The following is a 14,127-nucleotide window of genomic DNA, read 5'->3' as shown; positions in this document are numbered from 1 at the left end:
CCAGTAGTGGGAAGACGGTTCCGAAAACCCCGCCGCCCAGGACGCAATTAGATATCTTGTCCTGTTCTGCCCATGTACTCGGTTCCGCCCGGCGTCGGGTGGTCCAGCAGTTGACTTACTCCGGTAACGTCCATTCCTCCCGGGTAGTGACGGGGCTCCCGGACACTGGGGGATGAAATGGGTGTAAAACCGGACGACAAGGCTTCTGACGTGCGTCTGCTCGACCGTATCCGCTCCAACCCGAGCGGCCGGCTGGCTCTGAAGATCGGCATCGGGGTGCTCGGCGGCCTGGTCGTGGCCATCGGCATCGTGCTGATCCCGTTCCCCGGCCCGGGCTGGGCCATCGTGATCCTCGGGCTGGCCATCCTCGCCCTGGAGTTCGCCTGGGCCCGGCACCTGCTGGAGTTCACCAAGCGGCACGTGAAGAACTGGACGCACTGGATCGCCCGGCAGAGCCTGGCGCTGCGCGCCCTGATCGGCCTCGTCGGGATGGCCTTCGTGACCGGCATCGTCTGGGCCACCGTCCGGATCAGCCTGGGCGTCGACCTCATCCAGTTCGCCCAGGACTGGCTGGCCGAGCACTGAAGCGGCGCGGGGTGGGACCCGATTCGCGCGGCGGGATCGCCGTCCGGTAGAGTTCCATCTCGTTGAGGGCGATTAGCTCAGCGGGAGAGCGCTCCGTTCACACCGGAGAGGTCACTGGTTCGATCCCAGTATCGCCCACATAGCATCTAGCTGCAAAAACACCCGCCGTCATGATCCACGACGGCGGGTGTTTTGTCATAGTTCTGGGAGCAATCGGGGAGCAGCGGCGGTCACGTCCTGCTGACCACTCCTGAGTTTGATTTGTTCGCTCCCCGGCTGACCACCACTATGTCGCAAATGTGGTCACCGCTCGGGTTCGGGTTTGGCGGTGCTCTCCCAGCGTTTTTGCAGGCCATCGACGAGGCGCTGTTCGACGACGGGGGTGACGTGGCTGTAGATGCCGCGAACCCCCGGTAGCCGATGGCCCAGCCGCTTCGCCTGAGCGGCTTCCGGAACGCTGTCCTCGATCATCCAGGTCTTGTGGGTGTGCCGGAGATCGTGGAAGTGCATGCCGGGGATGACCGGCGCGACCAGTCCATCAGGCGATCCGTCGGTGGCGGGTCGCCAGAAGCGGCGGCTGAAATTAGAGCGCCGGTACAGCCCGCCGTCTTCACCTACGAAGACGTGGGAGTTGTCGTGGCTCTCCAAGTGTTCGCGGAGCCGAGCGACCAGGAATGGCGGCAGCAGGATGGGCCGGACAGCGGCTGGAGTTTTCGGAGACCCGAGTTCGAGTTTGCCGCTGACCTCGTGAAGGGCGCCGACGTCTGGGTCCACGTAGATCAGGGCGTCGTCGAGCTTGCAGTTGTGCCGTTGGAGGCCAACCAGTTCCCCCCAACGCATGCCGGTGTAGGCCGCGGTGATGACGAGGTGAGCCTCCGCCGGTTTCAGGTGGTTAGCGATGGCGAGGACCTGCGCTGGCGTGGCCCAGGGCCGTTCCGGCCTGTGATCGGCGGACGGGCGGAGCCTCCGGCAGGGGTTCGCGCTGATGCGCCGCTCCTCGACGGCCTCGCCCATGAGCATGGAGAACAGGGCGAGAATGTCGACCACGGTAGAGGAGGCCCGACCTTCGCCGACCTCGTTGACCCAGCTCTTGACTCTCATCCGGGTAATGGCGTTGAGCGAGGTGTCACCGAAGGCCGGCAGGATGTGGTTCTTCAGATAGCTGTTGTACTTCGCCGTGGTCGTGGCGCTAACACGGTGGATCTTCAGCCACATGTCCGCCCATTCGCGGAGGGTGATCTTGCCGCTGCTGGGGTCGATATACGTGTCCTGCTGCTGTTCAGCGTCAACGGCGGTGGCGCGGGTCTGGGCGGCTTTCTTGCTGGCGTGCGTGCTGTCGGTGCCGACCCTGCCGTCGGGCCGTCGGTAACGGACCCGGTAGCCGTCACCGCGTTTTTCTACCCATGCCATGTTGGCTCCTTGCTGTCGTGCGGAAGGGGGCGACCGTGGTAGCGGTCAGACCCCATGGACGTGCCAGATGGCGGCGGGATCAAGCCCGTTGATCTGGTGTGGAGTGCCCGGCTCTGCTCGTAGCGGGGCGAACGCTCGCTCGAATGAGGTGTTCAAGGTCCGCCGTCGAAAACCGCAGGTACCTGCCGATGAAGGTGCACGGCACCTGGCGGGCCGTTGCCTTCCGGCGGAGCCACCATGGACTGATTTGCAGGAGTGCGGCGGCTTGCTCCGCCGTGTAGAGAAGAACCGATGGATCGGGTGGTGCAGCTTGGCCGGTTGAGCCGGACGCGGCTTCCGCGGACCGGCTCATCCGACCCGCAGAATCAGGACGTCTTCGTGCTGCGGGATCCATTGGGGGTCTCCGCTGCCGATGGCGTCGCGGACGTTCTTCAGTTGGAAGAAGGACGCTCGAGGTACGAGGACTCCGTCGCGGACGCCGGCCATCAGCGCGACGCATTCCTCGACCAGTTCGAGCCCGGCGGCATGTCCGGCGGCGACGACCATGCCGGGGATGTCGATGAGTTCGCCGTGGCGCCGGTAAGGGCGGGCGGTGACGACGACGTGCCCGCCGGGTCGCAAGGTCGCCCGGCATCCGGCGAGGATCTCGGTGAAGCCCTCGGTCAGTTCGTTGTGATTGCGGTAGGCGAGGTTGTCGGAGTCTCCGTACCGGTGGTGGATCTTGCGAACCTTCCCGCGCCTCGGGCCGGGGGTGCGGACGTGGCCATGGGTGGACGGCCCGTACGGCGGTGAGGTGATGACGAGTGCGACCTGGCCGCGGACCTGTGGCGGTAGCAGTGAGGGCAGGTGCCGGGAGTCGCCGGTGTAGATGGCGCCGGTGCCGGGAGCGCCAGCCTTCTCTGCGAGGGCGATGTTGGCGGCGGCCAGCGCGGCCCAGCGGGCTTCGTACTCGACGCCGACGCCGTGGCGGTCGAGGTGCATGGCTTCGACCATGGTGGTGCCTATGCCGGCCATCGGATCGAGGACGAGGTCGCCGGGGTCGGTGTAGGTGTGGATGGCGTAGCGGGCGATGGTGGGCAGCATCTTGCCCGGATGGGTGATCGACTCCGGGGTGTACCGGCCTCGGCGTAGCGCCCGAGATTGCTGCTGTCCGGTCAGCCACACCGATCCGGGAGACCCGTCGGCGCGCAGTGCCGGTGCCAGGGCGGCCATCGGGACGGTAGTGGGGACGGCGGGCGGGACGGAGCTGGACGTGGGGACGACGCCGGGGACGGTAACGGGGGCGGGGTTCGAGGCGGGGGCGTCGGCCGGGTCCGAACCGTAGCCGGGCACCGGTCCGGGGACGGTGGCGGAAGCCGCGTGCGGGGTGGGGACGAGGCCGGGGACGGGGCGGATCGTCGGGGCGTCAGACATCAGCGGCCTCCGGGGTGATCGTGGCGAAGACGAGAAGGTCTCGATGCGCTCGGATGTGCCGGCCCTCGACGAGCGGAGGCCGAGCGGCGGGCCGGGTGTCGGTGCGGGGCTCGGTCTCGGGCAGCAGCACGAGCAGAGCCGGGATGTGCTGGTGGTAGAGCAGTCCGGCGGCGCGGGCGGCGGCGATGACCGTCGAGCGGTGCCCGAGCGCACCCGTGCCAGGCCCGGCGGTCAGCAGGACAACGAGGAACCCGCCAGGGCGCAGGAACTCTCGCCAGGCGCCGAGAGCCTGGCTCAGAGCGTGCGGGTTGCGGCTGTCGACATTCAGGCGCGGCAGCGTCGCCAGGACGAGCCCGGCGGTCGCTGCCGACCGGTGGTCGAGAGACTCAGCACCGCCTCGTGAACAGTCACGGTCGGTGATAGCGAGGCCGGGGTGGCGGTGCAGGTGCTCGGCGGCTGCGGTAACGGTCGGGTGGGCGTCGGCGTCGAGGACGATGTCGCCGTCACGGGTGTAGCGGGCGATGAGGTGCGCGACGTGGTCGGGGTGGACGCCGTACCAGTCGGGCAGTGCTTGCCCGCTCGGATCGGCGGGCCGGTGAGGGTGGGTGGGGCGCAAGAGAAGTCCGACGGGCGCCCGGGTCGGGCGGGTGTCGGTGGTGTGGGTCTGCGGCATGGGTACGGTGGCCATGTCCGCCGACGAACGCTGACATATAGAGATACGGATTTCGGGGCCGTTTTGGACATCAGCCTCGGCCTGTGACACCTGCCGGTGCCCGAGTGGATCCACGAGCGCGGCACCAATAACAAGATCATTTAGGGTGAAACACGCAGCTCACAGCCTCGTGCGTGGTGCCGCCTCGGCATCGCGCACGGGGCTTCTGACGCTTCAGGGGCGACCGCCGCCTATAACAAGATCATCTAGGTGTAACAAGGTCGCCGCAGAGTCGAACAAGATCAGGAGCCGCGATAACAAGATCGGCTCCGAGGTGTAACGAGATCAACAAATGGGTGCCCGAGCAGGCTCGTGGCTTCTCTGGAGGTTGAACACACGCGTCTCGCGCGGCGCTCCCCATGGCCGTCAAGTGGCGTCCGGTGTCCGCGCAAACATCGATGTTCAAGGCGCGTCTGGCCCTCTGCGGGACTCGTCGTCGCACGTCGGCTCGCGGGCGTTGAACACACAGTTCAAAGACCTCGACGTGGGCGCGGCGCCGAGTGCGGCGTGGGGCTGGGCGGTGTCCCGACCGGCGAGCTAGCACGAGGGTTGAACACACTCCGTGATCCTTGAACAAGATCCGCGCTGTTCATGATCTGTGACACCCGAGTGGCGGGATGGGCGCTGTTCCCGCCGGACGGCCTCAGCGAGGCGCCGGCATCCCACACCCACTTCTCGGGGGATTCTTCATGTCTGAGTACCTGGATTCCGTGCTGCCTGCCGCCGGTGCCGACGCGCCGCGTCTGGTCCTCGGTGAGCAGCCCTTCGACGTAGCGGCGAATTCGTTTCGGCTGCTGACGACCGGTCCGGAGCCGCTGTCGATCGACGGTGCCGCCCTCGGCGGAGGACTGCCCGCGCGGCGGATCGCGCTGTCGGAGCTGGCCGCGATCCTGATGCACCCCTCGTGCGGCTACACCACGAGTGACCGCGTGTGGCGGCTGCTGATCGAGCAGGCCCGCACGGGCGGCCCGGCCTGGGTGGTCGGCGCTGCCGGTGTCGCGATGCCGGGGCTGCGTCAGGGCGCCTACCGGCTGCGGCACTCTGCCGGTGACGTGCAGGCCGAGTTGCTGACCGCGTTCGTGGCGGCGCTGCGCACGGTGAAGCCGGGCGGCGCGAAGGTGGCGCAGCGGCTGCTGTCCGCGACGTTCACCGCCGCGCGGTCGGCGTTGAACGCCGAGGAGCCGATCCGTACTACCGCGTTGGTCCTTGCCCCGGTGACGGCGGCCGGGCACCCGGACATGGTGCTGGCTCGCGCCGTGGCGGCCGGGGTGATCAGCGCGGCGGAGGCGGAGCTGATCGGCGCCACCCGTCTGGAGGGCGTGTCGGTGGCCGACTACGCCGAGCGCGTCGAGCGCAGCTACTGGGCGGTGGTCAAGGAGCGCTCGCGTGCCGAGGAGCGCCTGGTCGCGGCGGTGCGTGGCGGGGCGCTGGCCGACCAGGACGCGGCCGTGATCGCCGAGGCCACGATGACCCTCGCGGCCGACCCGGCGTACCAGGGCTGACCTGCACCTTCACGGCCCGATGTCCAAACGAGGGCCGAAATCTGTATCTCTTAGTGCGGGACTTTCCCGCACCCGGTGACCTTCTTCGACCGGCCCCGCCGACGGCGCTGACACCTCCGCAACGGCTCTGCCGACACCTCTCGAAGGAGGACGGCCACAGCGCCGGTCGAGGTCACCACCCACCCCTTGCTCGCCTGCCCGCCCCACGCCTTCGAGGGTGTGGGGCGGGGCTGCCCTGGAGGTGCCCGGTCCCATGAACCACCGTCCTTTGCACCGCCCCACCCCGACTCCGCGCCGCCCGGTCACCGACCGGCCCGGCCGCCGTCTGCGCCGCACGGTGCGCCGTCTGGCTCCGGCCGCCGCCGTCGTGACCAGCGCCGCCGTCGCTGTCGCGCTGGTTGCGGACCCCGCGTACGCGGCCGAGTCCCTCGAACAAGTCGTCACCAACATCCGCACCTGGCTGGTCGGCATCCTCGTCGCCGTCGCCACCCTGTTCCTCACCGTCGGCGGGCTGCGCTACGCGGCGGCCAACGGTGATCCCGGCGAGGTCGAGAAGGCCAAGCTCGCGCTCAGGTCCGCCGCGATCGGCTACGGGCTGGCGATGCTGGCTCCGCTGTTCGTCACCATCGTCGGTCAGTGGGTGGCGTGATGGCAGCCCACCTCACCAAGTCGCGCCGCCGGACACGGCTGCTGAGTCTGCTCATGCTCGGCGTGGCCTTCGGCCTCGCCTTCGCGGGGCCGGCGTGGGCCGAGCCGACCCCGGCTCCCGCGCCGGGAGCGGGCGTCCCGTCCCCGGCACCTGCTCCGGGGCCGGGCGGGTCGTCCCCGACTCCGGGGCACCGTCCCCGACTCCCGGGGTGCCGTCCCCGATCCCGACTCCGCCGCCGGGCGGGCCGACACCGAGCGAGCCGTCGTCCCCGCCAACGCCCACGCCGTCCCCGGGTCCGTCCCCGGCTCCCGCCCCGACCACCGATGACGGGGACGACGACCCCGCTTGGTACGACATCCCCGGACAGATCCGCAAGGCCCTCCAGAGCTTCTTCGCGTGGATGGCGAAGAAGGCCATCAACCCGGTGATGGAGACACTGGGCTCGACCGTGTTGTCCACCCCGGACCCGACCGCGAGCCCGCACGTCATGGCGATCTGGACGACGTGCCTGGTGGTCGCGAACGGCATCTACGTGCTGTTCGTCATCGCGGGGGCCTTCATCATCACGTCCCGCGAGTCTCTGCAATCGCAGTACGGGTTCAAGCAGATCGCTCCCCGGCTGGTGCTGGGTGCGGTGCTGTCCAACGTCAGCCTCATCATCTGCGGCAAGGGCATCGAAGCCACTAACGCGCTGACCGCCGCGATCCTCGGGCAAGGCGTGGACCCGAAGACGGCAGCCGACGCGATGATCGGCATCCTGATCCAGCCGCTCAACGCGGGAAGCCCGAACATCCTTCTCGCGCTGCTGGTCATCGCCGCGCTTGTCCTGGCCCTCGTCGTGATCGTCACCTTCGTGATGCGGGTGGCGCTGATGATCGTCCTCACCGGTTTCGCGCCGATGGCGTTGATCTTCCACGCGACGCCCCAGACCGAGAACCTGGCCTACACCTGGTGGCGCGCGTTCGCGGCCTGCCTCGGCCTGCAACTGGCCCAGGCGTTGATCGTGCTGGCCACGATCCGGGTGTTTCTCACCCCGAGCGGCCTCGTCGTGCTCGGTGTGCCGGCCAGCGGGGAGGGCCTGCTCGGAGTGTTGGTCTGCCTCACGATGCTGTGGCTGCTGACCAAGCTGCCGGGGCTGATGAAGCAGTTCGTTCTCGCCCCGATGGGCATGCAGAGCCAGGGCCTGATCGGGCAGCTCTTGCAGGCGTACGTGATGTTCAAGACCTTCGGTGCCGCCGCGGGGCTGCTCGGCGGAGGTTCCCGCGCGGCCCGTACGGCGACGACCGCCCGCCAACGGGCGGCCACCACCACAGGCAACGCAACGACGGCGAGCACCGCTCGGCCCATTTCCCGTACCGGGGGACGTTCGGGTACCCCGCGCCCCGCCCCGGCGCGGCCGTCCCCGCCCGCCCCGGTGACATTCAGTAACGCACCGACCACGCAGACGCCACTATCGGCGCCAGCTGGCACCGCCGGGGCACCGACATTCAGCAACCCGCCACAACCGGCCACCCCGACGGCCACACCGACCGGCCCGGCCCCGGCCACGTCGTTTTCGCACCCCGACCCTTCACCGGCGGCCACCACACGGCCGAGCGGACACCCTGCCCCGGCCACGTTCAGCAACGCCACACCCACCCCGGCGAGCCCGACTCCGGCAGGGCCGCCACCTGCGGCAACGTTCTCGACGCCGCAGAAGCCGCAGAGTGCACCGCGCCGGCCACCCGCACCCGTCACTCCGGTGTTCTCCGCCGCCCCGCCCACCCCGAGCACACGAGCCACGGCGGCACAGCGACCCACCACCACACCCGCCCCGGCGCCATCCCGGACGACCCGATCGCGTACGGCGGCCACGGGAGGCGGTCGAACTCCGGTGACCACGACACCGCCCACCGCCACACCGCGCTCGGCGCCGTCGCCCGGTCCGGCTGCCCGGCCGTCCCCGGTCTCTGGACCGACACCGGCGGACCCGCCGCCGTCCCCGCCTCGGCCGGCCGGGAGCGCAACTCCTGTGTTCAGGCGGGCCACGTCGTCCCCACCGTCCCCGCCGTCGCCGAGCCCGGCTACGGCCCCGTCCCCGCCGTCCCCGCCGCCGGTGCGGCGCCGTCCCAAGGGAGGTAAGTCATGAGCCGCCGTGACGACGAGGCACCGATGCGCGCCCGCGTGCCCGCCGACGTGGAACGCGCTGACCGCGTCGCGTTCGGTCTGACGGCCCGCCAGTTGGTCATCCTGACCATCACCGGACTCGTGCTGTACGCGGCATGGACCGCACTCGTGCGCGTGGTGCCGCCGCTGGTGTTCGCCGCATGCTGCGTGCCGATCCTCGGGGCGGCGTTCTTCCTGGCCGTCGGGCGCCGCGACGGGATCGGCCTCGACGTGTGGCTGCTCGCCGCGTGGCGGCACCGGCGGGCACCGCGTCAGCTCGTGCCGTCCGAAGGCCCGATCACCCCGGCACCGGCGTGGGTGACCACCACGCGGGGGCCGGGTGACCGGCTCCCACTGCCCGCCCCGCTGCGGCTACCGGCCAAGGGCATCACCGCCGATGGCTTGGTCGACCTCGGCCCGGACGGCACCACCGGTCTCGTGGCCGCTTCCACGGTGGCGTTCGGGCTGCGCACCCCGGCCGAGCAGAACGGCCTGGTCGCCGGGTTCGCCCGCTGGCTGCACTCGCTGGACGGCCCCGCGCAGATCCTCGTCCGCGCCCAGCGCGTCGACCTGACCCATCTCGGCGACCGGCTGGCCTCGCGGGCGCCGAGCCTGCCGCATCCGGCCCTGGAAGATGCGGCGCATTCGCACGCGGAGTTCCTCGATGACCTCGCCGCGCGCCGGGAGCTGCTGCACCGGCACGTCACCGTCGCGGTGCGCAGCACCCGTAGCCCCGGCAACACCACCCACCAGACGGCCGAGACCGTGCGGGCGCTGTCGGGCTGCGAGGTCGCCGCGCGGGTCCTCGACCCGCTCGACGCCGCCGCCACGTTGGCCGGCGCGCTCAACCCCTCCGCCGGGCCGTCCCCGCCGCGGGGACGGCCCGTCCCCGAGCTTGATGAGAGCGAGGAGCTGTGAGCCTGTTCTCCCGCCGTCGCAGCAACGCCGTCCCCGAGCCGGGGACGGTCGTCCCCGGCGCCCCCGACGTCGTGGAAGTCGGGGGACGGTCGGTGCGGGTCGGGGACGGCTACACCGCCGCCCTCGCCGTGACCGGCTACCCGGCCGAGGTCGGCCCCGGCTGGCTCGAACCGCTGCTCGCCTACCCCGGGCGGGTGGACGTGTCGCTGCACATCGAGCCCGTCCCGCCCGTGATCGCCTCGCGGCGGTTGCGTAAGCAGCGCGGCCGGTTCGAGGCGTCCCGGCGCCAGGACGCCGCGAAGGGGCGTCTCGACGATCCGGAACTCGACGCGGCGGCCGCGGACGCCGCCGAGCTGGCCACCCGCGTCGCCCGAGGGGAAGCCCGGCTGTTCCGGCTCGGCCTGTACCTGACCGTGCACGCCGACAGCGAAGAGGAACTGGCCGACCGGGTCAGCGAGGTCCGGGCTCTGGCCTCGTCGTTGCTGCTCGACGTCGCGCCGGCGACGTGGCGGCAGCTTCAAGGCTGGGTCGCCGGCCTGCCCCTGGCCTTCGACGCGCTCGGCATGAAGCGGGTGTTCGACACCGACGCGCTCGCCGCCGCGTTCCCGTTCACGTCGCCGGACCTGCCGACCACGGCGGGCGACACCGGGATGGGTGTGCTCTACGGCCTCAACCTGCACTCACCCGGTGTCATGGTGTGGGACCGGTGGGCGCAGTCCAACTACAACTCCGTCATCCTCGCCCGCTCCGGTGAGGGCAAGTCCTACCTGGCCAAGCTTGACCTACTGCGCAACCTCTACCTGGGGGTTGAGGCGTTCGTCATCGACCCCGAAGACGAATACGTCCGCTTGGCCGAGGCGGTCGGCGGGACGATCATCCGGCCCGGCACCCCCGGGGTTCGGATCAACCCTCTGGACCTGTCGGCCGGGAACGGCGATGACGCCCTCGTGCGGCGTGCGCTGTTCCTGCAGACCTTCGTCGCTGTGCTGACCGGCGGGGAGTCCGGCGCTGGTCAGATCGCGCCGGAGGAGGCCGCCGCGCTGGACGTGGCGGTGTTGGCCGCCTACCGGGCCAAGGGCATCACCACCGACCCGCGCACCTGGCGGCGCCCGGCGCCGCTGCTGGCCGATGTCGCCGAGGCGCTCAAGGACGTGGGCGATGCCGGGCGGACTCTGGCGGCTCGGTTGCACCCGTACGTGGCCGGCAGCTTCAAGGGCTTGTTCGACGGTCCCACCACCACGGCCGCCGAGGGGCACCTGGTCGTCTACGCCATCAAGGACCTGCCGGAGGAGCTCAAGCCGGTCGGGACGTTGCTCATCCTCGACGTGATCTGGCGCACCGTCAGCACCGCCAACCGCACGGGCAACTCCACCCGGCGGCTGGTGCTGGTGGACGAGGCGTGGCTGATGCTGCGCGCCGGACTCGGGGCGCAGTTTTTGTTCCGGCTGTCCAAGAGCGCCCGCAAGTACGGCGCCGGACTGAGCGTGATCACCCAGGACGCCGCCGACGTGCTCGCCACCGATGTCGGCCGGGCCGTCGTCTCGAACGCGGCCACGCAGGTGCTGCTGCGCCAGGCGCCGCAGGCGATCAACGCCGTGGCCGAGGCGTTCGGGCTCACCGACGGTGAGCAGGCGTTCCTTCTCTCCTGCGCACGCGGAGACGCGCTGCTGGCCTCGGGGTCGTCGCGGGTGGCGTTTCACAGCCTCGCCTCCGACGTCGAGCACGAGCTGGTCGTGACCGGTCCGCCCGCCGCCCGTCGCTAACCACCTCCGCACCGAGAACGGAGTTCTCCATGTCCCTTTTCGTCACGTTGTCACACCCCCTGGCGGTGCTGTTGACCCCGCCGTCGCCCGCCCCGTCCCCGCCGCCGGTGGCCGGGTGCGTGCCCGGCCAGGCCGGGATGCCCGACGGCGTGCTCGGCGAGCTGCTGTGCGGCACCTGGGGACCGAAGGCCCCCAGCGCCGTGGCTGACTTCGTCCGGCAGCGCTGGCCGCTGCTGCTCGCCGGACTCGTGGTCCTGGTCGCGCTCGTGGTGGCGTGGCGGGCGTGGCGACGCCGGGTCTGGCGACTGCATGCCGCCCGAGCGCGCTGGTTGCAGATCATCCCGCCGGTCACCGCGACTCCGGCCGCCACCGTGGGCCTGTGGCAGCTCCTCGCCACCGCGCTGCCTCCGCCGAGCCGGTGGACGCTGCGCCCGGCCCGCATCGTGTGGGAGGTCGAGGCAGACCCGCACGGCATGCGCGTAGGGATGTGGCTACCGCCCGGAGTGAACCCGACCGCCGTGCTGCGCCTGTTGCAACGGGCCTGGCCGGGCGTACGCGCCGAGCAGACCGCCCCGCCGAGAGTGCCGGGCGGGACCGCGACCACGCTCACGGTGCTGCCGACACAGCCGGACTGGTTGCCGCTGGTAGACGACACCACCACGGCCAGCTCGAGGAACTGGGAGACCGCGCCGCCGGACGAGGACCGGCTCCGGGCGGTCTATGACGGGCTCGCCTCGGCGGGGCGCACCGGCGGCGGCCTGCTGCAAGTCCACATCAGCCGCGCCCCCCATCGCCGGACACGGATACTGCGCCAGGCCGCCACCCACCCCGAACGTGCCCGCAAAGCGCGGGGAGCCTCCCGCGCGGTAGGGCTGCTGGCCGACGGACTGCGGGCACTCATCCTCGGCGTACTCAACGTGGTCACTCCCGGCCCGACGACCCGCCGCAATCCGATCGGCAGAACCGACCCGTATCTGGCCGAGCTGGCGCGGCAGGCACGGGCCAAGTCCAACGCCGCGCCGCACCTGCTCGTCGCCATCTACGCCACCGGAGCGGGGCCGACGAAGGCCGCCGCCCTGGCGGCAGCGGCCGACATTACAAGCGGGTTCGGGCTGCTGTCGGCGCACTTCGCCCGCCGGCGTCTGCGAGGCGGTAGCACCGTGGCGGCGCAGCGATGGGTGCCTGAGTCCCGGATGAGCGTCGCCGCCGTCGCCGAGGCCGCCGCTCTCGCCGGGCTCCCGGCGGAACCGGCCGCCTACGGCCTCCCGGCTGCTGCGTCGCGGCGCCGACCCGGCAACCGCGACGTCTTCCGCGCCGGACCCGCCAGCCAACGCCCCACACGTGCGAAGCGGACCGGCTCGCCGAATCCGGGCAGCACCGACGAGGACCCGCCGACCGCTTGGAGCATTCCGTGACCGCACCCATCAACCCGGCCACGGCTTCGCCGGAGCGCCGCCTGAACCTTGTTCCCGTCGATGAGCGGTACGGCCTCGGCGGCAAAGTCATCGGGGTCGCCAACGCCGGCCCCCGCACGAGGATCGGCATCTCGCTGGATGACTGCCGCTACCACGTGCACGCGCTCGGCCCGACCGGCACCGGCAAGACCACCCTGCTGATGAACATGATCCTCGACGATGTCGAGGCGGGCCGAGGGGTTGCGGCGTTCGACCCGGCCAAGGGCGACCTGATCCGCGACCTGCTCGACCGGCTGCCCGAGTCTGCTGGTGACCGCCTGGTGCTCATCGACCCGGACGAGCGGCACGCGCCCCCGGCGATCAACCTCTTGGATCCGGCCGTGCACGGCGGCACCCCGCACGACGTGGCCGCCAACCTCACCTCCGTCATGAGCAAGGTGTGGGCGCGTTGGTGGGGCCATCGCTCCGCCGACATCTGCTATCACGCCTTGCTCACCCTGGCCCATCTGGAAGGCTCCACCCTCGCGCAGTTGCCGCGACTGTTGTCCGACACCGCGTGGCGGGCCGCACGGGTCAAGGCAGTAACCAACGCGATCAAGGCGTGGGAGGGCAACACCCTCGGCGAGTTCTGGGAAGGCTTCGACAGCCTGCCCGCCGGGCAGCGTGCCGGGCTCGTCGCGCCGCTGCTGTCGCGGCTGCGCCTGGTGCTGGCGCACCCGATGGCGAACTCGCTGTTCGGAGTCCCGGCGACCACGTTCTCCTTCGCCGACATCCTCGACGGCGGCGTGCTGCTGTGCCGGCTACCCAAAGGCGTCATCGGCGAGGACGGCACCCGCCTAATCGGCTCGCTGCTGCTGGCCGGGCTGTGGCAGGCCACCACCGCCCGCGCCCGCATCCCCGAGAACGAGCGCCCGGACGCGATGGTCGTGCTGGACGAGTGCCACAACTTCCTGCACCTGCCGATCGGCATCGATGACGCCCTCGCCGAAGCCCGCGGCCTGCACACCTCGTTCGTCCTGGCCCACCAGTACCTCGGCCAGCTCTCCGGGGAGATGGCGGCGGCGATCGACGCCAACGCCCGCAACAAGGTCTATTTCGCATTGGCCCCGCGCGACGCCATCGACCAGGCCCGACACCTGCGCCCCTACCTCGACGACGGGGACCTTATCCGCCTCGGTGGCTACGAAGTCGTTCTGCGGCCGGTGGCGAACGGGCGGGTGGTGCCACCGGCGACCGCTGACACCGAGCCACCCCGTGCGCCGATCAAGGGCCGGGCAGCGGTGCTGCGGGCAGCGGCCAGGGAACGAACCGGGCTGTCGCACTCCGACCGCAGGGCGCTGCTCGGCGTGGCGAGCACGGCGCCGCCGGCCGGTGAAGAGGAGCAGCCCTCCGCGGTGATGGTGCAGCCGCCGGTGGAGCCGAACAACTTCGCCCTGCACCCCGAGCGGTCACTAGTGACCCCTCAGATGACGGCTCACGAGGTACCTCACGAGGCGGCTCACGACGACGAACACGCCGGTCAACACGCCCCCTATGACACGTCGTACGCGCACGTCACGGACCCTGTGGAGCACTGGTGGACTGGAACCGACTGATAAGAGATATCCCTTCCACT

Annotated in this window: 12 protein-coding genes and 1 tRNA gene; 9 read left to right on the top strand and 4 right to left on the bottom strand. The window is 70.8% G+C overall.

Going from position 1 to position 14,127, the window contains the following annotated elements; translation table 11 throughout:
• Window positions 1-177 precede the first annotated feature (177 nt).
• Both ACTEI_RS28635 and ACTEI_RS28630 read left to right on the top strand, forming a co-directional pair.
• The gene (locus ACTEI_RS28635) at window positions 178-585 is read left to right on the top strand and encodes a TIGR02611 family protein (RefSeq protein WP_122980493.1); all 408 of its coding nucleotides are present in this window, start codon (window positions 178-180) and stop codon (window positions 583-585) included.
• A gap of 66 nt (window positions 586-651) precedes the next feature.
• Window positions 652-723 (top strand) — tRNA-Val (locus ACTEI_RS28630).
• Between the two features lie 165 nt (window positions 724-888).
• Here the strand turns inward: ACTEI_RS28630 and ACTEI_RS28625 are convergent.
• The 4 genes from ACTEI_RS28625 to ACTEI_RS28610 all read right to left on the bottom strand — a co-directional run bounded on the left by ACTEI_RS28625 (window position 889) and on the right by ACTEI_RS28610 (window position 4,081).
• Window positions 889-1,995: a site-specific integrase gene (locus ACTEI_RS28625; protein WP_122980492.1), complete on the bottom strand. Its 1,107-nt coding sequence runs from the start codon at window positions 1,993-1,995 to the stop codon at window positions 889-891.
• A gap of 79 nt (window positions 1,996-2,074) precedes the next feature.
• A complete protein-coding gene (locus tag ACTEI_RS39235) occupies window positions 2,075-2,347 on the bottom strand; it encodes a helix-turn-helix domain-containing protein (protein ID WP_122980491.1) in 273 nt (90 codons plus the stop codon).
• Entirely contained in the window at window positions 2,344-3,207 is an 864-nt protein-coding gene (locus ACTEI_RS28615) for a TRM11 family SAM-dependent methyltransferase (RefSeq protein WP_122980490.1), read from the bottom strand. The genes ACTEI_RS39235 and ACTEI_RS28615 overlap by 4 nt, the downstream gene beginning before the upstream one ends.
• Before the next feature lie 193 nt (window positions 3,208-3,400).
• The gene (locus ACTEI_RS28610; RefSeq protein ID WP_122982467.1) at window positions 3,401-4,081 is read right to left on the bottom strand and encodes a hypothetical protein; all 681 of its coding nucleotides are present in this window, start codon (window positions 4,079-4,081) and stop codon (window positions 3,401-3,403) included.
• A gap of 728 nt (window positions 4,082-4,809) precedes the next feature.
• On the opposite strand from ACTEI_RS28610, the gene ACTEI_RS28605 reads away from it, so the two are divergent.
• From ACTEI_RS28605 to ACTEI_RS28575, 7 genes are all read left to right on the top strand, one after another.
• On the top strand, window positions 4,810-5,622 hold the full coding sequence (locus ACTEI_RS28605; protein ID WP_122980489.1) for a hypothetical protein: 813 nt from the start codon (window positions 4,810-4,812) through the stop codon (window positions 5,620-5,622).
• A 253-nt stretch (window positions 5,623-5,875) separates the two neighbouring features.
• A complete protein-coding gene (locus tag ACTEI_RS28600) occupies window positions 5,876-6,271 on the top strand; it encodes a pilin (protein WP_122980488.1) in 396 nt (131 codons plus the stop codon).
• Window positions 6,272-6,671: 400 nt separating this feature from the next.
• Window positions 6,672-8,399 (top strand): TrbL/VirB6 family protein, encoded by a 1,728-nt coding sequence (locus ACTEI_RS28595; protein ID WP_122982466.1) that lies wholly within the window; start codon window positions 6,672-6,674, stop codon window positions 8,397-8,399.
• A complete protein-coding gene (locus ACTEI_RS28590) occupies window positions 8,396-9,334 on the top strand; it encodes a PrgI family protein (RefSeq protein WP_187646012.1) in 939 nt (312 codons plus the stop codon). Before ACTEI_RS28595 ends, ACTEI_RS28590 begins: the two co-directional genes overlap by 4 nt.
• On the top strand, window positions 9,331-11,097 hold the full coding sequence (locus ACTEI_RS28585) for a VirB4 family type IV secretion system protein (RefSeq protein WP_122980487.1): 1,767 nt from the start codon (window positions 9,331-9,333) through the stop codon (window positions 11,095-11,097). The genes ACTEI_RS28590 and ACTEI_RS28585 overlap by 4 nt, the downstream gene beginning before the upstream one ends.
• A 29-nt stretch (window positions 11,098-11,126) precedes the next feature.
• Window positions 11,127-12,512 (top strand): hypothetical protein, encoded by a 1,386-nt coding sequence (locus ACTEI_RS28580; RefSeq protein ID WP_145830988.1) that lies wholly within the window; start codon window positions 11,127-11,129, stop codon window positions 12,510-12,512.
• Complete coding sequence (locus ACTEI_RS28575) at window positions 12,509-14,107, top strand: type IV secretory system conjugative DNA transfer family protein (RefSeq protein ID WP_122980485.1); 1,599 nt, start codon at window positions 12,509-12,511, stop codon at window positions 14,105-14,107. Before ACTEI_RS28580 ends, ACTEI_RS28575 begins: the two co-directional genes overlap by 4 nt.
• Window positions 14,108-14,127 lie beyond the last annotated feature (20 nt).

Origin of the sequence: Actinoplanes teichomyceticus ATCC 31121 (assembly GCF_003711105.1) — a bacterium.
In the GTDB taxonomy this organism is placed as follows: Bacteria; Actinomycetota; Actinomycetes; order Mycobacteriales; family Micromonosporaceae; genus Actinoplanes; species Actinoplanes teichomyceticus.
This window is presented reverse-complemented; position numbering and strand designations above follow the sequence as displayed.

Coding starts and splice junctions, on each gene's coding strand:
- ACTEI_RS28610 (WP_122982467.1), bottom strand. CDS start 4,081: ATGCCGCAGACCCACACCACCGACACCCGCCCGACCCGGGCGCCCGTC.
- ACTEI_RS28590 (WP_187646012.1), top strand. CDS start 8,396: ATGAGCCGCCGTGACGACGAGGCACCGATGCGCGCCCGCGTGCCCGCC.
- ACTEI_RS28580 (WP_145830988.1), top strand. CDS start 11,127: ATGTCCCTTTTCGTCACGTTGTCACACCCCCTGGCGGTGCTGTTGACC.
- ACTEI_RS28605 (WP_122980489.1), top strand. CDS start 4,810: ATGTCTGAGTACCTGGATTCCGTGCTGCCTGCCGCCGGTGCCGACGCG.
- ACTEI_RS28595 (WP_122982466.1), top strand. CDS start 6,672: ATGGCGAAGAAGGCCATCAACCCGGTGATGGAGACACTGGGCTCGACC.
- ACTEI_RS28625 (WP_122980492.1), bottom strand. CDS start 1,995: ATGGCATGGGTAGAAAAACGCGGTGACGGCTACCGGGTCCGTTACCGA.
- ACTEI_RS28600 (WP_122980488.1), top strand. CDS start 5,876: ATGAACCACCGTCCTTTGCACCGCCCCACCCCGACTCCGCGCCGCCCG.
- ACTEI_RS39235 (WP_122980491.1), bottom strand. CDS start 2,347: ATGAGCCGGTCCGCGGAAGCCGCGTCCGGCTCAACCGGCCAAGCTGCA.
- ACTEI_RS28615 (WP_122980490.1), bottom strand. CDS start 3,207: ATGGCCGCCCTGGCACCGGCACTGCGCGCCGACGGGTCTCCCGGATCG.
- ACTEI_RS28635 (WP_122980493.1), top strand. CDS start 178: ATGGGTGTAAAACCGGACGACAAGGCTTCTGACGTGCGTCTGCTCGAC.